Here is a 22,582-nt window from a genome sequence, read left to right as displayed (position 1 = left end):
TGTGTACAAGCTGGCGTTTTTTGTTCCTGACAGTCATGTCGAGGTGGTCAAAGGGGCTGTGTTCGCTGCCGGTGGTGGGCGGATCGGTGACTATGACCACTGTGCGTGGCAGGTGCTTGGCTCTGGTCAGTTTCGACCGTTGGACGGCAGTCAGCCGTTTGTCGGTCAGGCGGGGCAGGTTGAGCGGGTTGAGGAATGGAAGGTTGAGCTTGTCGTTGCGGATGAGTTGATTGTGGCTGTTGTGGCGGCGTTGAAACTCAGTCATCCGTATGAGACGCCGGCTTATGAGGTGTGGCGGCTGGAGGATTTCTGATCTTCTTTGCTGCTGGAACGGGAGACCCGCAGATGAGTGATTGTCTGCGGGTTTTTTGTTGACCTTGGTTTTGTTTTGATTTGGGTGAATATCCGTTGCTTCGGGTGTGGCGGCTGGCGGTTTCGCCCTTACGGCGACTCACTTTTTTTACAAACGCCTAAAAAAAGTAAGCAAAAAAACGCTTGCTCCTGCGTTCGGCCCTCGCAGGCTCGGGTTCCTTCGTTTCGGGACTGATCCGGGCGCAGCGGCTCCGGTTTGCTTCGCTGCACCTCCTTCCGCTGTGTCTGGCTGCGCCAGACGGTCGCTACGCTCCCACGCCCGGATCAATCCCTCCACTCAGCCTTCCGACGTCGCCGGTGGATCAAGATCAAGAGCAGGCGAGCTGACACTCGGCCTATTGAGTGGTGAAAAGCGTGTGTGTCCGGCTTTTGATTTGTGTTGTTGCTGCCCCTCACCCCAGCCCTCTCCCGAGGGAGAGGGGGCCGATTTTGTGTGGTTTGCAAATCCTGAGTTCAACTCGGACTTTCACGTCGGCGTACCTCGCCTGAACAACTCGGTCAGTCCCCTCTCCCTCTGGGAGAGGGCTAGGGTGAGGGTGGCGATCTGGAGTGTGTTTAAAGCAGTGTCTGAGTTCGCAGAACCTTCCCACAAGGTTTTCAGGTTGTCCGTCGGACGTGCGATCTCTAGTCTTTTCCCGTCGCTGCGAATCAGCGATCGGGAGTGAGATCCCCGGATAGCTTGCAACTGGCGCCAGCACCACGATAATTGGCGCCAGCTCAATCTGCTGCCTGCTTTATGGCGGCTGTGTGCGGGCAGACTTCGGTCTGGCCGGTTGCCTGCTCCGGTGGATCTCACCTCGCACATAGCTGCCACCTATTCGCCGCGTGAGATCCGGCGATCGATGGCTGTCCATCAGCATCAGCAGGAGAAGCATTGTGGATAAAATCGTTCCCGATCCACCATACGAACCCACCCCCCTCGAACAAACCATCCGCGCCGACGACCTCGCGAAAAACCGCGAAGCGATCAAGCGGGCTCTGGATTTTTACCTGTGCCCGCAACCTGGCAAGGCGCACCCGCCCAGCACCATGTTCCTCATCCAGCCGGAAATCGATACCGAAACCCTGCTCGCCCATGCCTGTGAATCCCTCGCTTCAGCCAACACCCTGGCCAGTGATTTCGCCGATCAGTTGGGGCGACCGCAGCGCAATACGGCGTTGGCGATTCAGCAGATCATCATGCTCGCTGAGCTGGCGGTGAACCGTGCGCTGGATCGGGTGGATCCTCAGGCATGAAAAAACCACTGGGCCGTCAAGCCCAGTGGTTTTCCACAACGTGCAATCGCCCGGGCTTCACGTCACCTGTGTCAGCTTCACGTCTGTGACGAGCATGTCGATCAACGTGCGCAGGTAGGTGAAGGTCTGATCTTTTTTCTCCCAGCGATCAACGAAGAACAGACCCTTGTCATTGATCTGAATCGGCGTCTCAACGATCTCGCCGGACCTGGATTTATGCACCACGCTGGCGTTGCGGGTGTCTGCATTTTCTATAAGGAAGTTTCCGGGTTCGGTCAGTTTGCTGCGACTGACAGAAGGCGTCGCAGCAGGCTTTTTCGTTCCGGGGACGGCCACCTCCATCACAAAATCGCTGCTCAAAGCCCTGACGTTGGCCTCGTGCTTGCCGCTGACAAATTCCCACGACCCACGGTGAATATCCCGGGCCAGTTCAGGGGCTGTGTCGCGCACGTGCAGGCTGACGGCGGACAGTGTATCGGCCAGACCTGGCACACCGAGGTTGTAATTGGTATGCGCACTGCCGATGAAGGCCACCCATTTATGCGGCCCGTTGGCCAATTGATCAGCCTCGATCACTTGGGTTGCAAAATAGCTGAACATCTCGTTTCGCGAGACGTGTTCGTCATACACGCCCTTGAGGTGATAGGACGCCGTGCAATCTAGGGCTCTGATGCGAATGTTGTATTTGGCCGCCGCCTGACAGACCGCCGTGTACGTATCGTTCCCTGTGTAATTCGGCATCTGCCCTTGATCCTGACGATGCAGATAAGCCTTGAGCCTGTCGGGCATGCGCTGGGTACGCAGAAAAGTGTCGAGATCGGCCTGGTGCAGGTCGGTGAGCAGGTGCTCGACGTACAACGTGTCATAACCGGCTTGCTTAAGGGCTTTCATGTGCTTTTTCAGCAGCGCTTTGCTCGCTACATCGACGTGGGCTTCGCCGATCAGCAGATTCAGACGTCCGTCGGTCAATTGCCGTAAAAAAGCTTCGAATGTGCAGTCGGAGGCGAGCACCGGCAGGATCGGCGCATCGGGTGGGACGTAGTCGGTAAAAGCGTCCCTGGCGGTTTTTTCCAGACGTTTGCGTTGGGCAAGGAAAGCCTCGTAGGCCGTTCTTTCACTGGCTACTGTCGGGGTGTAATGGGAATCCATGGAGTAGGGCTTATGCAACATTTCAGCAATATCGTCGCGCAGTGGCGAAGCAATATCGAACTCGCTGAAATGTTCAACGGCGCTAGCTGCGGCGGGCGGCTTGGAGACAGGTAGAGGTGCCTTGTAGGCACTCGGCATCTGTAGGAGGTAATCACCTTGCGCTGTCGCGTCTCCCGCGATGGCACCGGGCGCGTCCCTGCTTATGCGTGCGGGTTGGTACAAGTCGATGTCTTCAATACGCACGGCAACGGCCTCGTGGAGGTCGGCCAGGCCCGGGGTGTTGTCGAACGTGGTCATGCGCGACTGCTCGGTCAGGGCAATCCAGCGCTCTTCGCCGATCTCGGCCATATCGGTGGCAAGCGCCTTGTGCGAATAAAAGTTTCTGATGCGGTTGTTTCGCGGGGTCAAAGGCGAGAGCCTGGACATCACCATGATCCCTTCGAGTTGATAACTGGTCGAGCCGTCCAGCGCATGAATGCTCATGCCTTTTTCCCGTGCCTTGCGCACCAGCGCCAGGTAAGAGAAAGGCGCGTCTGGCTCATGGCCCATGGCTTTATCGAGCGCTTTCAGATGTTTCTTGATATGGCGCCAGGATTCTCCCTTGTTGAATTTTTCCAGTTTGAGATGAAATACGTCTCCCGGCAGGTATTCGAGGAAGAGGTGCTTGTAGCCGTTCTCCAAAAGCACGTCGAGATTTTCGATCAGTGCCTGTTTGCTGGCGATAGAGCCCGGCTGTGCACCGATGACCAGATTCTTTGCGGCGAATGCATCGCTGGCAATCAACTGTGCGAATGAGGTGTTGGCGGCAACCGCCGGCACTTCGGCGCGAGCGGGCAGCGGTGCGAGTTGGGCAAAATGGCGCGTGGCGTCCGTGGTGAGTTTTTCCACCTGTTGCAGATAGGCTTGGCGCATGCTGGCCATTTTGTCGACCACGTTGACCAGGATGACCTGGGGTGAGAAGCCCATGTAATGCTCGCCCTCCTGGAGCATTCGTCGTCGCGATTGCGGGTCCAGCAACTCTTCAACGAGATCCCGGTACTTGATCGCGACTCCATAGTCCTTATGCGGGCCGGGTGTCTCGGGCACGGCTTCGTATTTTGGTGCACCGCCGGACAGGCCGCTGCGCACCATCACTCCGTCGGAGTTGCGCACGGTCAGAATGCCGGTCGAAAGCAGTCCGGAGCCATTCGGATCCGGGCGGTAGAGCAAATAACGGCCGAGTGCGTCCGGAGTCGTGCTGGCGTAATACGACTGCCCTCTGAAAACGACGGCATGCATATCGTCCCGGACCGGTTCGGTCGCCATTTGATCGATCAATGGCAGAAGATCCTCTTGCTCGTCGCCAACGGTGGTGACAGCCCGACGCAACGGGCGCCGGACGGGTTTGAGTGAACGCAGCGCCGGACGCAGATCCGTCAGCACCGCGCCAGCACTGTTTAACAGATAACCGAGCAAGTGCCGGAACGCTTCGTTGTTATTACCCTGACGATAGGCATGCAGGGCGAGCATCGCGTCCTTGAAGGCCAGCAACAGGCCGGTGCTCAGGCTCAACAGCGGGAACGGCGCGGTGGCGATGGCAGCGACCCATTCGACGCTCGTCCAGATCAGGCCGGCGATCATTTCGGCGCGACTGGTGGTCGTGGCATGGACGTTGTCGATCCGCCGTTGCAACTTCATGTCGTAGAGCGCGGTACGCAGGTCGCTGACGGCGTCGGCCGGGCGCATCGAGTCATAACGGGCGGGGCTGGGGCTGGTTCTGTTGAGATCTTTGGGCAGTTTCTTGCGGATGTTTTCCAGGTACGTGCGCACTCGGGTCTGGGCACTGACACCCACCCGCTGGGTCAGGTACTCGATCATGCCGGACTGCAGCAGCAGGTAATTGAACAGGCGCGCTTCGCGAAAACGCACGCCGTCCGGTGCGTCCGGCGTATACAGCAGGACCGGATCGCCGCCATGGCTGAACAACCAGGCATCGATCACCCATTCGCCGTCGATCATCAACCGGTGGATCGGGTATTTCGTCCGGGTCTGCCCCGACGTTTGATCCAGGCTGCTGATGCTTTGCTGCAGCCATTGCAGGTCGCTGCTGGCGATATGTCCTTGCAGCTGGCATTCCAGCGCGGCGCTTTGCATCTGGCGCTGAGTGATGGCCAGCGTCGCGTTGCGTCGGAACGCGTAGCCTTCGCTTTTCGAATCCTGCAGCTCGTTTTTGACTTTGTCGGTATAGCGTTTGCCGATCCAGACCCCCGTGACCGAGCGGGCTACGTTCTGCGCGGTCAGGCTACTGATATCGACGCCTGGCGGACCTTTGAAGCGCGCCGAGCGTGAGAATTTCTGGTCGAGAAAACCGACGCCGTCGGCATAGCCGTCGCGATACAGCCGGGTATAGGTCAGCGGTTTCGGCGTCCATGAGGGCACGATCGACTTTGGCGAATAGGCCCAGACGGTGTCCGGATCGACGTCATTGGCAGGGCGTTTGAGCAAGCGGTTCAGGCTGATCTTCGCTTGCGCATGCACGAAATCGTCAAACGCCTGAAAACGTCCGCCCGACAGCGGATGCTGATTGAACGCGCGCAAAGCGCCCTCAGCGTCGTCGCTCAGGGTCGAGAGTTTTCGGCGATTGGCCGCAGTGGTCGAGCGATACCACACCGGGGTGCTGAAATCGTAGTCGTCGATGCGTGTGGCGAGCATGTGTTCAGCCATCGCTTTGAGGCAATCGAGATGGTTGCCCAGGTGGTCGAAGGCGACTTTCTGGTGCTCTGCTGCTTCCGGCTTCAGGCTCAGCCCCGACAACACCTTGCGCAGGGTCGAACGAAAGCGCATCGGCGCGCGGCTGATCAGATAGCCGGCCATGCTTTCGGCGGCGTCATTCTGCTTGGCCCAACCCAAGAGATGGGTCTGCAATTGGCGCTCGCTGTCGAACGCCTCGAACTGGCGTTCACGGGGCGCCTGCGGTGTGCAGAGCAGCAGGCGGCGGATCGCACCGGATTCGTCGGTCTGACGCAGCACCCAAAGATCCTGCAGCTGGGCGCCGTGCAAAGACAGGGTGGCGGCGCGCAGCTGTGGATCGCTGCCGTTACGCAGGCGCTGGAGCATTTGCAGATCGCCGTCGAGCAGGTGCCCTTGCAGCGCTGCGGCATGGGCGAGCGCGACGATGCGCTGATCGAGCATCTGCTCGATCGCAGGTTTGATCGCGGATCTCGCCTGCATCTGCGTTTGCAAGCGTGCGAAGTCGACGCGCGGTTCCAGCTCCAGTGCCTGCTTGATCACCCAGGCGGGCGTTACGTCCGCGTACTCGTCGGATAACGGCAGGTCGTTGTAAGTCAGCCGGGTGTGGCTGAGAAACGCCGAGCCTGGTAACTCATCGCCGGTGTGCGGGCCGCGCAAGGTCAGCTCGAGCAAATTGCTCTTGTGCACATAAGCGCCGAATCCGGGGACCTGCCGATCCGTAATGATCTGCAGCTTGTCCGGTTCCAGGTCGTCGATTTGCAGATCATCACTCAGCCGTTCCAGCCATTGGTGGCGGGCCACGGCCATCAGGCTGACCGCCGGACCCATCAGGTCAAGCAGGTTTTGCCGAGCCTGATTGTAGTTGCCCAGGTGCAACGCCAGCTCGGCCCGCTTGGCGGCGTCGGCGCTGCGGTACCAGTCCGGGGCGCTGTTGCGCAAATGCCGCTCGAACAGGGTTTGTGCCTGTAGTGCCAGGCGCGGGGTGAGTTCCGGCAGCGCAGCGCCGATGGCGCGCTCCAGCTCGGCGATCAGTACAGCGGCATCCTGCTGCGGATTGGCGGCGAAACTCAATGCATGTTCGATATCCAGGGTGCGCTTTTCGATCAAGGCATCGTAGATGTGTTCGAACAGCGGTTTGCTGTCGATGGGTGCCAACTGCAATGGCCAGGTTCCCGCTGTACCGACATCGTGGTAGCGGCTGGGCAGCAGCTGCATCAACTCGCCACGGCTGATGCTGTGCTGCATGGTCTTGAGCAGATGGGCGTCGAGATCAGCCAGGGAACTGAACAGCTCCAGGCCCCTGGCCGGTGTGAACAACACGACGAAGCCCGCGCTCTGGTCGGTCAACAGATCGCTGACTTTCGGGGTGTCTTTTTGCGTCACAACAAAGGCCCCGGCCAGCTCGACAGTGGTTTGCTGATAAGTGAACTGCAACGCATACATCGCCGGACGCAACAGCGGGCCGAGGGCCAGTTTCTGCATCAGCTCGCCGGCCTGTGGGTGCAGCAGGCGATCGGTGACGGCCTGTTGCGCTTCGTACTCAAGCGCAGTGAAGCCGGCGTCGTATTTGAGGAAGGTTTTTGCCGCTTTGCCGTTGATCTCGTCACGCAGATCCATGTTGATCAGTTGCGTGTTGAGGCGCACCTTCAGCGTGGCGATCAGTTGCTTGCCTGCCTCGCTCTGCAGGTCGCTGGTTGCCAGCGCCTGATAGAGCGCGCGGCTGCGTTGCAGGTAGCCGTCGCGATAGGTTTTCAGCTGCTCTTCGAGGCGTTTGAGATGAGCCTGCTCGGTGCTCGGTTCGTGCTCGGGCAACAGCGGGGTTTCGGTGTTGAAGAGAAGACGACCGATCTGGTTGAGATCGTTTTTGAGCTCATCGGGTGTGGGTGCGTTGGGGGTGCTCATGGGCACGATTTCCATGCTGGGGATGAAGGGCCAGCATGGCGAGCAGGGCGTGGAGGAGGGTGGTATTCATGTATCGTGCGCGTGCCGTATTTTCGGCGCCCGCTCCAGCCCTCCCGCCACCCGCGCAGATCAAACCTGCGCGCGGATCTCCCCGCGACTCAGCAACGCCTCGATCGCGCCACTCAAACTCGCGGCCTTGTCCCCCACCAGCAAATGCCAGACGCCACCGTCCAACCGGCTGACACCCAGGCAGCCGAGCGCTTTGAGCTGCGCCTCGGACGGCGCCTTGGCATCGGCCAGTTGCAGGCGAATACGGGTCATGGCGATGCAATCGAGTTGCAGCACATTGTCGCGACCGCCCAGCGCATTCAGCCATTGCTGCGCCTCGTTGCGGGTAAGCGCGACAGTCGTCGGCTCATCGGCAACTACTACGGTTTCTGCCAAAGTTGTACGGCCCAGGGCAGGCATGGCCAAGCGAATCTCATCGGCAATGCTGTCAGCCAACGGCCCGACCACGACCTGCAAGCTGCCGCCCTTGCCCGGGCGCACCACCGCCATCGCGCCCAGCGCTTTCAGCTCGGCATCCGAGGCCTTGTTGCGATCGACCATCTCAAGGCGCAGTCGGGTCGTGCAGGCGCCGACGGTGAGCAGATTCTCGGCGCCGCCCAAGGCTTTGATATACGCACTGGCGCGTTCGGTTTCCGAGAGCACGGCTTTTTCGGCGCTGGCGACGTCTTCGCGCCCCGGCGTCTTCAGGTTGAAACGACGGATACAGAAGTCGAAAACCAGGTAATAAATAACCGCGTAAGCCAGCCCGACCGGCACCACCAGCCAACCATTGGTCGACTTGCCCCAGCCGAGAATCATGTCGATGAAACCACCGGAAAAGGTGAAGCCCAGATGAATGTTCAGGGCGTTGGTGATCGCCATCGACAGCCCGGTCAGCAGCGCGTGCAGAAGGAACAGCAACGGCGCGAGAAACATGAAGGCGAATTCGATCGGCTCGGTCACACCGGTCAGAAACGAGGTCAGCGCCATCGACAGGAAGATCCCGCCCATCACCTTGCGCCGCTCCGGCAACGCGTTGCGATACATCGCCAGGCACGCGGCGGGCAGGCCGAAGATCATCATCGGGAACATGCCGGTCATGAACTGCCCACCCTTCGGATCGCCGGCGAAATAACGCGACAGATCGCCGGTCACCAATGCCCCAGTGGTCGGGTCGGTGAAGTTGCCGAAGACGAACCACGCCATGTTGTTAAGGATGTGGTGCAGGCCAGTGACGATCAGCAGGCGGTTGAACACGCCGAAGACGAAGGCGCCGATGCTGCCGCTTTCCATCATCAGCGCGCCGAACGCGTTGATGCCCTGCTGGATCGGCGGCCAGATATAGCCGAACAGCACGCCCAGCCCCACCGCTGCAAAACCGGTGACAATCGGCACGAAACGCCGGCCACCGAAGAACGCCAGGTACTCCGGCAGCTTGATGTCCTTGAAACGGTTGTACAGCGCACCGGCCATCAGGCCGCTGACGATCCCGGCGAGCATGCCCATGTTGATGCTCGCATCGAGCACCTTGAGCGTGGAGATCATCACCAGATAACCGATCACCCCGGCCAGGCCGGCGGTGCCGTTGTTGTCTTTGGCGAAACCGACGGCGATGCCGATGGCAAAGATCATCGCCAGGTTGGCGAAGATCACTTGCCCGGCATCGTGAATGATCGCGATGTTCAACAGATCCGTGTCGCCCAGGCGCAGCAGCAGGCCGGCAATCGGCAGGATCGCGATCGGCAGCATCAGCGCGCGGCCCAGGCGTTGCAGGCCTTCGATGAAGAGTTGGTACATGGCGTTTGTCCTTTTTGTTTTTGTTAGCGCAGAGGCCAATGTTGATGACAGGCGTGGCGAACGGCGGCGGCGCTGGACAGCTTGAGCAAGTCGCGGCTCAGGCGCTGACATTCGGCTTCATGCAGCTGACGCACGCGTTCCTTGATTTCACCGATCTGCACCGGGCTCACCGACAGTTCAGTGACGCCCAGGCCGATCAGCACCGGCGTCGCCAGCGGGTCGGAGGCGAGGGCGCCGCAGACGCCGACCCAGCGCTTGTGTACCGCCGCACCCTCGCAGGTCATGGCGATCAGGCGCAGCAACGCCGGGTGCAGGGCATCGACCCGCGCCGCCAGCCCGGCGTGGTCGCGGTCCATGGCCAGGGTGTATTGCGACAGATCGTTGGTGCCGATCGAGAGGAAGTCGGCGTGTTCGGCCAGTTGTTCGGCTTGCAGCGCGGCGGCGGGGACTTCGATCATCACGCCGATTTCCGGGCGCTCGGTAATCCCCAGCTCAAGACACAAGGCATCGACGCGCTGGCGGATGTGCAGCAGCTCGTCGACCTCGGTGACCATCGGCAACAGAATCCGGCAACGCGGCAACGGCTTGACCTGCAACAGCGCGCGCAGTTGCTGATCGAGAATTTCCGGGCGCGCCTGCGCCAGACGAATGCCGCGCAATCCGAGCACCGGGTTGGCCTCGGCGGGCAGTGGCAGGTAGTCGAGTTGCTTGTCGCCACCGACGTCGATGGTGCGGATGATCACCGACTTGTCGCCCATGGCATCAATCACCGCTTGATAGGCGCTGCGCTGTTCTTCGACGTCGGGTGCCGTCTGGCGATCGACGAAGAGAAACTCGGTGCGCAACAGGCCTACACCATCAGCACCGTTGGCAAATGCGTCTGCCGCTTCGCTGCTTGAGGCGACGTTGGCGACCACTTCGATGTGCACGCCATTGCGCGTTTCAGCGGGTAAATGGGCTTTGGCCTGTTGGCTGTCGCGACGCTGCCGGCGCTCGATCTGCGCCTGTTGAACTTCGCTCAGGCGCTCGGCGTTTGGCGTCAATTCGAGGCGCTCGTCGTCAGCGTCGAGCACCACGGCTTGATCTTGCGGCTGCTCAAGCAATTGCGCGCCCAAAGCGACGATGCACGGCAGACCTTTGCCGCGCGCCAGAATCGCTACGTGGGAAGTCGCGCCGCCCTCGGCCATGCACAACCCGGCGACGCCTTGCGCGCTGAGTTGCAGCAGATCCGACGGCGTCAGTTCATGGGCAGCAACGATGGCGCCGGCCGGAACCTGGTATCCCCAGGCCTCGCCAAGCAGAGCGCGCAGGACGCGTTGCTTGAGGTCGCGCAAATCGTTGGCACGTTCGGCCAGCAGCGGACTGCCGGTGCCTTGGAGCATGTCGCACTGGGTGTCGATCGACTGACTCCAGGCGTGCGTCGCAGCGGTGCCTTGCGCGATGAATTGCTGCGCGGCGTCGAGCAGGGCCGGGTCTTCGAGCAGCGCCATGTGTGCGGCGAAGATCGCTTCTTCGTCGGCGTTCCTGTGCTTTTTCGCCTGGGCGAGGGTGGCGGCGATTTCGCTGCGCACCGCGTTCAATGCCGTTTCAAGAATCGGCTGCTGTTGCACCGGATCGTGATGGCCCGTATCCGCCGGCAAGGTGATCGCGTTCAAGCGAAACAACGGCCCGGCCACCAGCCCCGGCGCCGCGCAAACACCGTGCAACACACCTGCCTCGGCAGGGCGTTTCGGCGCCGCAGTGCTGACCGGCGCTTGCGCGTGAAGATCGTCCGGCAGCGCCGTAGCCAATGCGCTGAGCAGAGCTTGCAATGCGGCATCGGCGTCCGGTCCCTGACAACTGACCTGCACCTCATCCTGCTCGCCAATGGCCAGACCCATCAAACCGATCAGACTGTTGCACGGCGCCGATTTGCCGTTGAAGTGCAGCTGTGAATGGCTGCTGAAACCCTGGGCGGTCTGGCGGATCAGCGCAGCCGGGCGCGCATGCAAGCCGCCGCGATGAGCGACCCGCGCCTGGCCACGAACCTCAGGCCCACCGCTTGTATCGGCATTCGCCGCGACAACATTGCGCGCGATGATGTGCAGCAACGGCTCGCCGACTTTCACCGCTTTGAGGGTGATCGGCCGCACCTGAAAATCCGCGCTGTTGGTCAGGATCAACAGGCTGACCAGGCTTTTGCAGTGCTGGCCGACCTTGTCCAGGTCATAGCGCAGCAGCGGCTGACCGAGGCTGACGCGATCACTTTCCTTGACCAGCATGGCGAAACCTTCACCGTTCAATTCAACGGTGTCGAGACCCAGATGCAAAAGGATTTCCGCACCGTTGTCGGCGCGCACGGTCACCGCATGGCTGCTGCGCGCGACGTGGATGACCACGCCGGCGCAGGGCGAATACAGCGTGTCGTTGAGCGGGTCGATGGCGATGCCGTCGCCCATCGCGCCACTGGCGAACACCGCGTCCGGGACGTTGGCGAGCGTCAGTACCGGGCCGCTGAGCGGGGCGCTGAGGGTCAGCTCTTTATTGTTGTCGGGCATGGCTGGGTCTCATCAGTTGAATCTCGGTTCGATGCCCCCTGTAGGAGCTGCCGAAGGCTGCGATCTTTTGATCTTGTTTTTTCGCTACGTGAAAAAAACAAAAGATCGCAGCCTTCGGCAGCTCCTACAGGGAGTACATCCGTCAACGGCTATCAGTGCGTGCGGGTCACTTTGCTCAAATGGCGCGGCTGATCCGGGTCCATGCCCCGCGCCACGGCCAGGCCAGCGGCCATTACGTAGAAACTCTGGATCGCCAGAATCGGGTCGAGGGCCGGGTGTTCGGCGCGGCTCAGGGTCAGGTCGCGTTCGCTGACGTCATCCGGCGCGGCGAGCAAGACCCGGGCGCCGCGTTGACGCATCTCTGCCGCGAGGCTGAGCAGGCCGGCCTGCTCGGCGCCGCGTGGGGCGAATACCAGCAGCGGATAGTGTTCGTCGATCAGTGCCATCGGCCCATGACGGACTTCGGCGCTGCTGAACGCTTCGGCCTGAATCGCCGAGGTTTCCTTGAACTTCAGCGCCGCCTCCTGAGCAATGGCGAAACCGGCGCCACGGCCGATCACCATCAGGCGCTCGCAATCGCGCAGGGCTTCGATGGCCAAGCTCCAGTCCTGTTTAGCCGCTTCGCGCAGGCCTTCTGGCAGCGCATCGTGGGCTTGCAGCAATTCGCTGTCCTCTTTCCAGTGCGCGATCAAACGCGCGCTGGCGCTGAGGGTGGCGATAAAGCTTTTGGTCGCAGCGACGCTGCTTTCAGTCCCGGCAAGCAGCGGCAGGCTGAATTCACAAGCTGCCTCCAGGGGCGAATCGGCGGCATTGACCATCGACACGCTCAGCGCGCCACGTTTGCGCAACAGGCGCAGGCTGTTGACCAGATCCGGGCTCTGCCCCGACTGCGAAAACGCAAAGGCGACCTGACCGCTGACTTTCAGCGGCGCCTGCTGCATGGTCACCACCGACATCGGCAGCGAGGCCACCGGCACGCCCAGTTGCTGCATGGTCAGGTAAGCGAAGTAGCTCGCCGCGTGGTCGGAACTGCCACGGGCGACGGTCATCGCCACTTGCGGTGGCTGGCGGCGCAGGCGCCCGGCGATCTCGATCATCGGCGCGTCGAGTTGTTGCAACTGGGCTTGCACGGCCTCGAACGAGGACAGCGCCTCTTCAAGCATTTTTGAAGTCAATGTCTTCTCCTTCGACCATGACGGCGGTCAGTGTGAGTGAGCGATCGAGCCGCACGCAGTCGGCCCAGGCGCCGGGGGCAAGGCGCCCGCGTTCGGTGATGCCGAGGTAGTCGGCGGGAAATTGCGACAGACGCTGCGAGGCTTCGGCGATCGGCAAACCGATCTTCACCAGATTGCGCAGGGCCTGATCCATGGTCAGGGTGCTGCCGGCCAGCGTGCCGTCGGGCAGACGCACGCCGCCCAGGCATTTGGTCACGGTGTGGCTGCCAAGCTTGTATTCACCGTCGGGCATGCCGGCGGCGGCGGTCGAATCGGTGACGCAATACAGGCACGGGATCGAACGCAGGGCCACGCGGATGGCGCCGGGGTGCACGTGCAGCAGATCGGGAATCAGCTCGGCGTATTTGGCGTGCGCCAGTGCCGCGCCGACGATTCCCGGCTCGCGGTGATGCAGCGGGCTCATGGCGTTGTAGAGGTGGGTGAAACTGCTGGCACCGGCAGCCAATGCGGCGACGCCTTCCTCGTAGCTGCCGAGGGTGTGGCCGATCTGCATGCGGATGCCACGGCTGCTGAGTTCGCGAATCAACCCGTCGTGACCGGCGATTTCCGGGGCAATGGTGATGACGCGGATCGGCGCCAGCGCCAGATATTCTTCGACTTCTGCCATCAACGCGGTGTGGGCGAAGTTCGGTTGAGCGCCGAGTTTTCCCGGGTTGATGTACGGGCCTTCAAGGTGCACTCCGAGAACACGCGCGGCGCCTTTCGGACGCTGTTCACAGAATTGTCCTACCTCTTTCAGGACATTTGAGATCTCCGCACTCGGCGCGGTCATGGTGGTGGCCAACAGCGAGGTGGTGCCGAAACGCACGTGGGTTTTGCTGATGGTTTCGAAGGCTTCTGCGCCTTCCATGATGTCTTTGCCGCCGCCGCCATGCACATGCAGGTCGATGAAACCCGGCAGCAGATAGGGCAGATCGTTAGCGGCCGGATCGCAGGGCACGCCTTCGATCGACACGACCTTGCCGTGTTCGTGAATCAGCCGGCCGCGAACCCAGCCGCTGGCGGTGAGGATGTTGTCTTCGGACATTTTCGTTCTCGCTTGGGGCCGCGCTCAGCGACGCGGCTCTTTATCTACGAAGCTCTGCAACAAAGTCGTAGTAGTCGTTGCGGCAATAGGTGTCGGTGACTTCGATCGGCGTGTTGTCTTCCAGATAGCCGACCCGGGTCATCAGCAGCATGGCGGTGCCGGGGGCGATGCCGACCAGTGCGGCGAATTCGTCCGAGGCGTTGATCGCCTGAATGTGCTGCAGGGCGCGGACGATCGGTTTGCCGATGCCGTCGAGGTATTCGTAAAGCGAATCGCCCACCGCTTGCGGCCTGGGCATGATCGACGCGGGCAGGGTGCTCATCTCGATCGCCATGACCGTGTCATCGGCTTTGCGCAGGCGCTTCATGCGCGCCACCTTGTCGTTCGGCGACAGACTGAGGCGGATCAGTTCTTCGTGGGTTGGCAGGGTGATCTCCCGCTCCAGCCATTTCGAACTCGGCACGAAACCTTTCAGGCGCAGCATTTCGCTGAAGCCGGAAAGACGCGACAGTGGTTGTTCCAGGCGTGGGGTGATGAACGTGCCCGAGCCTTGCAGGCGGCGGATCAGGCCTTGCTCGAGCAAGACCTCTAAAGCCTTGCGTGCGGTGACCCGGGAGATGCCGAGCTGGTCGCTGAGGTTGCGCTCGGACGGCATCGCCTGTTCGGCCTTCCACTGCCCGGCATGAATCGCCGCTTCCAGATTGCGCGCCAGTTGCAAGTACAGCGGCGTCGGCTGGGAATCGTCGGGACGTAGGGGCTGGAGGTCGTTCATGTAGGTCGTTTCCGTCGCGAGTATAGGATTGTTGTGGCTCGCTTGTGCGACGGAAGCTAATACCACTTGAATACCATGTCAACGCGATGAACTGGCATCTGACCCAATGGATTGGCGGTTTTCAGGGGGCAGTGTTTAAAGTGGTATTAGTGATGGCCTATAAAAAGCAAAAGATCGCAGCCTGCGACAGCTTCTACAGTTGAGAGTGGTATCACCCCTGTAGGCGCCGTCGCAGGCTGCGATCTTTTGAATTATTTTTTTGCGGGTGACCAGCGGTCGAGGTTACGGGCGAATCTCGATCATCGTGCCGTCCGGTACCAGATTCCACACTTCACGCATATCGACGTTGCGCATGGCGATACAGCCATCGGTCCAGTCGAGGGTATGGAACAACTGCTCCGGGTTGTCTGCCGAGTCCGGAGTGCCGTGGATCATGATCATGCCGCCAGGCTCGACGCCTTCACGACGCGCGCGGGCGGCATCGCTGATGTTCGGGTAGGAAATGTGCATCGACAGGTTGAATTTCTCGCTGGTCTTGCGCCAGTCGATCCAATAGAAACCTTCGGGTGTGCGTTTGTCACCCTCGATCAGTTTCGGGCCTTTCTTCGCGCCCTTGCCCAAGGAAATGCGATAGGTCTTCAGCGGCTTGCCGTCGGCAATCAACTGCAGTTGATGGGCTGATTTGAGTACCAGGACTTTTTCGATCAGTGGAGTGTTCGAGGGCGTCACGGTGGTCACGAATGACGCTTGCGAAACGCTGACGAACGACAGGCACAACAGGGCAAGCAACCAACGCATTGAAACGATTCCCCAAGAATGACGCAGACACATATTGATAGATGCAGGTGTGGTTATCGGCAGGGTGCCGCGAAGCTCAAGTGATCGCAGGTTGCACCAGTGGCGGAATCGACTCCGAACGCACCGGGTAAACCTCGCTGCGCCGATCAGCGAAGAAGCATTCTAAGGTGCGCCCGACCGTGCGGAAAGCCAGCTCGTCCCAGGGAATGTCGGCTTCTTCGAACAGCTGCACTTCAAGGCTTTCCGGCCCGGCCGCGTATTGCAGATCGGCCAGTTCGGCGCGGAAGAACACATGCACCTGGCTGATGTGCGGCACGTCGATCAGCGTGTAAATGCTCAGGTTGCGCACCCGGGCGCAGGCTTCTTCGGCGGTTTCACGGATGGCGGCCTGCTCGATGGTCTCGCCGTTTTCCATGAAGCCGGCAGGTAGCGTCCAGTAACCGAGACGCGGCTCGATGGCGCGGCGGCAGAGCAGCACTTTCGTCCCCCAGGTCGGCACGCAACCGGCGACGATATTGGGGTTCTGGTAGTGAATGGTCTGACAGCTGTCGCAGACAAATCGCAGCCGCGAGTCGCCTTCGGGAATGCGCTGGGTGACCGGGTTACCGCAGTGGCTGCAAAATTTCATGCTCGGGTTCCTGAATGCTGCGCCTATCTTGGCGTGCAGCGGGGCCGGTCGGCAAGTTGTCGTTTCGCGACACGACGGGTTTCGGGGGCTTGGGCGCTCGCTTTGATTGGTGCATGATGCGGAGCAAGGCACCGATCGAGAACACTCATGCTGGACGAGCTACTGCATAGGGTAAGCAACCACACACCGCGCACGCTGGAGACCGACGCACGTTTTCCCGAAGCCGCCGTGCTGGTGCCGATCACCCGCAGTGACGAACCGGAACTGGTCCTGACCCTGCGTGCCAGCGGGCTTTCGACCCACGGCGGCGAGGTCGCCTTCCCTGGTGGACGCCGCGACCCGGAAGACCCGGACCTGATCTTCACCGCGCTGCGCGAAGCCGAAGAAGAAATCGGCCTGCCGCCGGGTCTGGTCGAAGTCATCGGCCCGCTGAGTCCGCTGATTTCCCTGCACGGCATCAAGGTAACGCCGTATGTCGGGGTGATTCCCGACTTTGTCGAATACCAGCCCAACGATGCCGAGATCGCCGCCGTCTTCAGCGTACCGCTGGAATTCTTCCGCAAGGACCCGCGTGAGCATACCCATCGCATCGACTATCAGGGCCGCAGCTGGTACGTGCCGAGCTATCGCTTCGGCGAGTACAAGATCTGGGGCCTGACGGCGATCATGATCGTCGAGTTGATCAACCTGCTCTATGACGCCAAAATCAGCCTGCACCGACCGCCGAAAAGTTTTATCGATACCTGAGCCGTCGTTCGAACGGCCGTGAGCCCGAGGAAAACAAAATGAAATACCGCCTGGGCGACGCCCGTGTCGAAACCCATCCGCAGAGCTGGGTCGCGCCCAATGCCGTACTGGTGGGCAAGGTCCGCCTGGAAGAGGGCGCCAACGTCTGGTTCAACGCTGTGTTGCGCGGCGACAACGAACTGATCCTCATCGGCAAGAACAGCAATGTGCAGGACGGCACGGTGATGCACACCGACATGGGCTATCCACTGACCATCGGTACCGGCGTGACCATCGGCCACAACGCCATGCTCCACGGCTGCACGGTCGGCGATTACAGCCTGATCGGTATCAACGCGGTGATTCTCAACGGCGCGAAGATCGGCAAGAACTGCATCATCGGCGCCAATTCCCTGATCGGCGAAGGCAAGGAAATTCCCGACGGTTCGCTGGTGATGGGCTCGCCGGGCAAGGTCGTGCGTGAACTGACCGAGGCGCAAAAGAAGATGCTCGAAGCCAGCGCCGCGCACTATGTGCATAACTCGCAGCGTTACGCCCGCGATCTGGTCGAGCAGGAACAATGACGACTGTTGAACGACCAGTCGCCTCGCCGTGCGTGAATATCTGCGCGCTGGACGAAGATGACGTTTGTACCGGGTGCCAGCGCACGGTCGCGGAGATCACCCGCTGGGGCCGCATGAACAATGACGAGCGCCGCGTGGTGCTGGGGTTGTGTCATGAACGGGCGAAGGCGAGTGGATTGGTCTGGATGATTCCCGCGAAGTCAGGCGTCTGAACCACCGCTTTCGCGAGCAGGCTCGCTCCCACCTTGAAAATGCGTTCCACTGTGGGAGCGAGCCTGCTCGCGAAGACGTCGGGCCTGTGACCGCACCTATTGGCGCAATACCAGCGCTCAAGTAACCTGTGCGCCAAATCGACAGGCCGCCTCCATGATCTTCCTCATCGCCTACATCAGCAGCGTCGTGCTGATCAACTTCGCCTTTTCCACCGCACCGCACCTGGACATCATCTGGTCGGCCTGGGGCGGGCTGGTGTTCGTGCTGCGCGACATGGTGCAAACGCGCTTCGGTCATGGCGCGATCGTGGCGATGCTGGCGGCGCTGGTGCTTTCCTACATTACCTCCGACCCTTCCATCGCGCTGGCCAGCGCCACGGCGTTCGCGGTCTCCGAGTGCATCGACTGGCTGGTGTTCAGCATCACCAAGCGGCCATTGCGCGATCGTCTGTGGATCAGTTCGGCGCTGAGCATTCCGCTGGATACCTTCATCTTTTTCGGCATGATCGACGCCTTGACGCCGCCGGTGATCATCACCGCGCTGGCCTCGAAGTTCGCCGGCGTCACCGCCGTCTGGCTGATCATGGCCTGGCGTGATCGCAAACAGGCTGTCGCCAGCTGAAGCCAAACCCTCGGGTTCATGTAAAATGCCGCGCTTTCTCCCCATGGAAAGCACACCTGCGTGGCTTTCCTCGATGATCCGCTTCCTTTGAGGACCTGAGATGACCCGTATCGGAACTCCATTGTCGCCAACCGCGACCCGCGTATTGCTGTGTGGCTGTGGTGAGTTGGGCAAGGAAGTGGTAATCGAACTGCAGCGCCTGGGCGTTGAAGTGATTGCCGTCGACCGCTACGCCAACGCGCCGGCCATGCAAGTCGCCCATCGCAGCCACGTGATCAACATGCTCGACGGCGCCGCCCTGCGTGCAGTCATCGAAGCCGAGAAGCCGCACTTCATCGTGCCGGAAATCGAAGCCATCGCCACCGCCACGCTGGTCGAGCTGGAAGCCGAAGGCTTCACCGTGATTCCGACCGCGCGTGCGGCGCAACTGACCATGAACCGCGAAGGTATTCGTCGTCTGGCTGCCGAAGAGCTGGACCTGCCGACCTCGCCGTACCACTTTGCCGACACCTTCGAGGACTACAGCAAAGCCGTTCAGGACCTGGGTTTCCCCTGCGTGGTCAAGCCGGTAATGAGTTCCTCGGGCAAGGGTCAGAGCCTGCTGCGTAGCGCCGATGATGTGCAAAAAGCCTGGGATTACGCGCAAGAGGGCGGTCGCGCCGGCAAAGGTCGGGTGATCATCGAAGGCTTCATCGATTTCGATTACGAAATCACCTTGCTGACCGTGCGCCACATTGGCGGCACCACGTTCTGTGCACCGGTCGGTCACCGTCAGGAGAAGGGCGACTATCAGGAATCCTGGCAGCCGCAGGCCATGAGCCCGATTGCTCTGGCTGAATCCGAGCGCGTTGCCAAAGCTGTGACTGAGGCGCTGGGAGGTCGTGGTCTGTTCGGCGTCGAGCTGTTCATCAAGGGCGACCAGGTGTGGTTCAGCGAAGTCTCGCCACGGCCGCATGACACCGGGCTGGTGACGCTGATTTCCCAGGACCTGTCGCAATTCGCTCTGCACGCCCGCGCTATTCTCGGCCTGCCGGTACCGCTGATCCGTCAGTTTGGCCCGTCGGCGTCGGCAGTGATTCTGGTGGAAGGCCAGTCGACCCAGACCGCATTCGCCAATCTGGGCGCTGCGTTGAGCGAGCCGGATACCGCGCTGCGTCTGTTCGGCAAGCCGGAAGTGAACGGTCAGCGCCGCATGGGCGTGGCGCTGGCGCGGGATGAGTCGATCGAGGCTGCTCGCGCCAAGGCGACCCGTGCGTCGCAGGCGGTTGTTGTAGAGCTGTAAACCGGGTCGCGGCAGCTATTCGCGAGCAGGCTCGCTCCCACATTTGGAATGCATTTCCCTGTGGGAGCGAGCCTGCTCGCGAAGCTCTTGATCTTCTGTCAGGCAACCTGATTCAGATCGTTATTGCGTGTCTCCTTCAAACACAACACCGCGATCAGGCTCAACACCGCTGCCGCCGACACATACCCGCCGACATAGCTCAACCCGCCCATCGCCACCAGTTTCTGCGCAAAGAACGGCGCCGCCGAGGCCCCGACGATGCCGCCCAGGTTGTACGCCGCTGATGCGCCGGTATAACGCACGTGGGTCGGAAACAGCTCAGGCAACAGCGCGCCCATCGGTGCGAATGTCACGCCCATCAAAAACAACTCGATGCACAGAAACAGCGCCACGCCCCAGGTCGAGCCCTGCGTCAGCAATGGCTCCATCAGGAATCCGGACAGAATCGCCAGCACGCCACCGATGATCAGCACCGGTTTGCGCCCGTAACGGTCGCTGGCCCAGGCTGACAATGGCGTCGCGGCGGCCATGAACAACACGGCAAAGCACAGCAGGCCGAGGAACGTTTCGCGGCTGTAACCCAGCGTGGCCACGCCGTAGCTCAGGGAAAACACCGTCGAGATATAGAACAGCGCATAGCACACCACCATCGCCGCCGCACCGAGCAAGGTCGGCGCCCAGTATTGGCTGAACAACTCGACCAGCGGCACTTTCACTCGCTCCTGACGGGCGATCGCATTGGCGAACACTGGCGTTTCATGCAATTTCAGGCGCACATACAGGCCGACCATCACCAGCGCCGCGCTGAGCAGAAACGGAATGCGCCACCCCCAGCTGCGGAACTGTTCATCATCCAGGGTCATCGCCAGGGTCAGGAACAGGCCGTTGGCTGCAAGAAAACCAATCGATGGCCCGAGCTGCGGGAACATGCCGAACCAGGCGCGTTTGCCCTTCGGCGCGTTTTCCGTGGCCAGCAGCGCCGCACCGCCCCATTCGCCGCCAAGGCCCAGGCCCTGGCCGAAGCGCAGCACGCACAGCAGAATCGGCGCCCAGGCACCAATGCTGTCGTAGCCCGGCAACACGCCAATCAAGGTGGTGCACACGCCCATCAACAGCAGCGAGGCGACCAGCGTCGATTTACGGCCGATACGGTCGCCGAAGTGGCCAAACAATGCCGAACCCAGTGGTCGGGCGAGGAAGGCAATGCCGAAAGTGAGAAACGCCGAAAGCATCTGCGCCGTGCCGGAGGTCTGCGGAAAGAACACCGGACCGATCACCAGCGCCGCAGCAGTGGCATAAACGTAGAAGTCGTAGAACTCGATGGCGGTGCCGATGAAGCTTGCCGTGGCCACGCGGGTGGCGGAATTGGTCGGCTGGGCAGGCGCGGTTTCGCTGTAAGCGGTATGGGTCGTCATGCGGTGATCCCTGACAGTCATGAGCTCCAGTGGAGCGAATTATTATGGTCGAACACCCAGGGATGTGGGGTAGGGCGCGAGCGCTGTTTCGAGTAGGAACAGTCGTCGGTTTGCAGCGGAAACAGTCAGGATCCGGGCAGTGCCGGGTAGGCACAGGGATCGACGGCGCTTGGGTAAGCGCCTCGATTATAGGAAGGGGGCTAACGATCAAACAAGCGCAAAAGATCGCAGGGTAGGAGCTGCCGAAGGCTGCGATCTTTTGATCTTCTATCGAGCAGGCACCAGAGCAGGCACCGATGAGGTCAGCCAGATCAGCACCTTGCTCACCCGGTTCTCCTCGGTCTCGAGGATTTCCAGTCGATAACGCCCGATCTTCAGGCACACCGCGCTTTCCGGAATGGTTTCCAGCGCTTCGGTGACCAGGCCGTTCAGGGTCTTCGGCCCGTCGCTCGGCAGGTGCCAGCCCAGGCACTTGTTCAGGTCGCGGATCGACGCGGCGCCATCGATCACCATGCGACCGTCGGCCTGGGGATGAATGTGCGGATTGTCGAGGCTGTGCTCGCTTTCGAATTCGCCGACGATTTCTTCGAGAATGTCTTCAAGGGTGACGATGCCCAGCACTTCCCCGTACTCGTCCACGACCATGCCGAGACGGCGTTGCTGCTTGTGGAAGTTCAGCAGTTGCAGTTGCAGCGGCGTGCTTTCCGGGACGAAGTAGGGCTCGTAGCTGGCGGCCAGCAGTGCCTCGCGGGTCAATCCACCGTTGCTCAGCAAATGGCCGATCTGGCGAGTGTTGAGCACCGCTTCGACCTGATTGATGTCACTGTGAAACACCGGCAGACGCGTGCGCTTGTTCTCGCGCAGTTGCTCGATGATCTCTTCGATCGAATCGTCGAGGTTGATGCCGTCGACGTCACTGCGCGGCACCAGAATGTCGTTGACCGTGATGTTGTCCAGCGCATGAATGCCCGACACCGGGTGGGCGCGGACCGGATGTTCGGGATCATCATCGTGATCGGCCGGCAACTCGTCCTCGCTCTGTTGCACCACCTGAGCCTTGCGCGTGAACGGGGTCATCAACAAAGCGCTGACCCGGCTGAACAGCCACGCGAACGGGTAGACGATTTTCATCGGCACGGTCAGCAGGGCATTGCCGAACGCCAGCACGGCATCCGGATAGCGCCGGGCCACCGTGCGCGGGAAATAATCGGCGAACACCAGCAGGATGGCACCGGCGCCCAGGCAGGCCGCCCACGGGCCATTTTCTTCGCAGAGAAAAATCGCCAGCAGCGTCGCGATGATCACTGCCAGGGCGCGGCACAGGGTGTTGCAGAGGATCAGGCTGTCGAGCGGGAAGCTCAGCTTCGCCAGCGGCTTGTCGCTGGCGCGTGAGGCGATCCGTTGCGCGAGCAGGTGCTGCTGCGCGATTTCGACGGCGGTAAACAGCCCTGACCATAAGATCAGCAGGACAAATACCGCGAGCATCGGCCCTATGGGCAAACCGTCCATT

Annotated in this window: 17 protein-coding genes; 7 read left to right on the top strand and 10 right to left on the bottom strand. The window is 61.2% G+C overall.

The window, feature by feature from the left end:
- Window position 1 precedes the first annotated feature (1 nt).
- Both ACV8MC_RS01770 and ACV8MC_RS01765 read left to right on the top strand, forming a co-directional pair.
- Window positions 2-313: a Nif3-like dinuclear metal center hexameric protein gene (locus ACV8MC_RS01770; protein ID WP_041479517.1), complete on the top strand. Its 312-nt coding sequence runs from the start codon at window positions 2-4 to the stop codon at window positions 311-313.
- Window positions 314-1,248: 935 nt separating this feature from the next.
- Entirely contained in the window at window positions 1,249-1,608 is a 360-nt protein-coding gene (locus ACV8MC_RS01765; RefSeq protein ID WP_150636222.1) for a DUF6124 family protein, read from the top strand.
- Between the two features lie 57 nt (window positions 1,609-1,665).
- On the opposite strand, the gene ACV8MC_RS01760 is transcribed toward ACV8MC_RS01765, so the two are convergent.
- The 8 genes from ACV8MC_RS01760 to ACV8MC_RS01725 all read right to left on the bottom strand — a co-directional run bounded on the left by ACV8MC_RS01760 (window position 1,666) and on the right by ACV8MC_RS01725 (window position 16,231).
- Complete coding sequence (locus tag ACV8MC_RS01760; RefSeq protein WP_457264277.1) at window positions 1,666-7,389, bottom strand: membrane-targeted effector domain-containing toxin; 5,724 nt, start codon at window positions 7,387-7,389, stop codon at window positions 1,666-1,668.
- Between the two features lie 129 nt (window positions 7,390-7,518).
- Entirely contained in the window at window positions 7,519-9,234 is a 1,716-nt protein-coding gene (gene nagE, locus ACV8MC_RS01755) for an N-acetylglucosamine-specific PTS transporter subunit IIBC (RefSeq protein ID WP_457264275.1), read from the bottom strand.
- Window positions 9,235-9,257: 23 nt separating this feature from the next.
- The gene (gene ptsP / locus ACV8MC_RS01750) at window positions 9,258-11,771 is read right to left on the bottom strand and encodes a phosphoenolpyruvate--protein phosphotransferase (RefSeq protein WP_457264274.1); all 2,514 of its coding nucleotides are present in this window, start codon (window positions 11,769-11,771) and stop codon (window positions 9,258-9,260) included.
- 152 nt (window positions 11,772-11,923) lie between these two features.
- Window positions 11,924-12,946, bottom strand: coding sequence for an SIS domain-containing protein (locus tag ACV8MC_RS01745; protein WP_150636229.1), 1,023 nt, complete (start codon window positions 12,944-12,946; stop codon window positions 11,924-11,926).
- Window positions 12,927-14,033 carry an N-acetylglucosamine-6-phosphate deacetylase gene (nagA, locus tag ACV8MC_RS01740; protein ID WP_406228338.1) on the bottom strand — a complete coding sequence of 369 codons (1,107 nt, stop codon included), beginning with the start codon at window positions 14,031-14,033 and terminating at the stop codon, window positions 12,927-12,929. Before nagA ends, ACV8MC_RS01745 begins: the two co-directional genes overlap by 20 nt.
- Before the next feature lie 40 nt (window positions 14,034-14,073).
- The gene (locus tag ACV8MC_RS01735; protein ID WP_056783114.1) at window positions 14,074-14,805 is read right to left on the bottom strand and encodes a GntR family transcriptional regulator; all 732 of its coding nucleotides are present in this window, start codon (window positions 14,803-14,805) and stop codon (window positions 14,074-14,076) included.
- 282 nt (window positions 14,806-15,087) lie between these two features.
- A complete protein-coding gene (locus tag ACV8MC_RS01730) occupies window positions 15,088-15,603 on the bottom strand; it encodes a L,D-transpeptidase family protein (protein ID WP_016771549.1) in 516 nt (171 codons plus the stop codon).
- Between the two features lie 76 nt (window positions 15,604-15,679).
- A complete protein-coding gene (locus ACV8MC_RS01725) occupies window positions 15,680-16,231 on the bottom strand; it encodes an NUDIX hydrolase (RefSeq protein WP_016771548.1) in 552 nt (183 codons plus the stop codon).
- Between the two features lie 147 nt (window positions 16,232-16,378).
- Between ACV8MC_RS01725 and ACV8MC_RS01720 the strand changes: the two genes are divergently transcribed.
- From ACV8MC_RS01720 to purT, 5 genes are all read left to right on the top strand, one after another.
- Window positions 16,379-16,978 (top strand): CoA pyrophosphatase, encoded by a 600-nt coding sequence (locus ACV8MC_RS01720; protein WP_016771547.1) that lies wholly within the window; start codon window positions 16,379-16,381, stop codon window positions 16,976-16,978.
- A 38-nt stretch (window positions 16,979-17,016) separates the two neighbouring features.
- Complete coding sequence (locus ACV8MC_RS01715) at window positions 17,017-17,541, top strand: gamma carbonic anhydrase family protein (RefSeq protein WP_016771546.1); 525 nt, start codon at window positions 17,017-17,019, stop codon at window positions 17,539-17,541.
- Window positions 17,538-17,753 (top strand): DUF1289 domain-containing protein, encoded by a 216-nt coding sequence (locus ACV8MC_RS01710; RefSeq protein ID WP_039759143.1) that lies wholly within the window; start codon window positions 17,538-17,540, stop codon window positions 17,751-17,753. Before ACV8MC_RS01715 ends, ACV8MC_RS01710 begins: the two co-directional genes overlap by 4 nt.
- Window positions 17,754-17,907: 154 nt before the next feature.
- A complete protein-coding gene (locus ACV8MC_RS01705) occupies window positions 17,908-18,375 on the top strand; it encodes a VUT family protein (RefSeq protein WP_016771544.1) in 468 nt (155 codons plus the stop codon).
- A 100-nt stretch (window positions 18,376-18,475) separates the two neighbouring features.
- Complete coding sequence (purT, locus tag ACV8MC_RS01700; RefSeq protein ID WP_024011715.1) at window positions 18,476-19,657, top strand: formate-dependent phosphoribosylglycinamide formyltransferase; 1,182 nt, start codon at window positions 18,476-18,478, stop codon at window positions 19,655-19,657.
- 98 nt (window positions 19,658-19,755) lie between these two features.
- On the opposite strand, the gene ACV8MC_RS01695 is transcribed toward purT, so the two are convergent.
- Window positions 19,756-21,072, bottom strand: a complete 1,317-nt coding sequence (locus ACV8MC_RS01695) for an MFS transporter (RefSeq protein WP_041478199.1) — start codon at window positions 21,070-21,072, stop codon at window positions 19,756-19,758.
- 267 nt (window positions 21,073-21,339) lie between these two features.
- Window positions 21,340-22,581, bottom strand: coding sequence for a CNNM domain-containing protein (locus tag ACV8MC_RS01690; RefSeq protein ID WP_457264268.1), 1,242 nt, complete (start codon window positions 22,579-22,581; stop codon window positions 21,340-21,342).
- Window position 22,582 lies beyond the last annotated feature (1 nt).

The organism is Pseudomonas sp. PK-RTE-24 (assembly GCF_054052265.1).
Note: the sequence above shows the minus strand (reverse complement) of the source record. Positions and strands in the feature narration are given on the sequence as shown.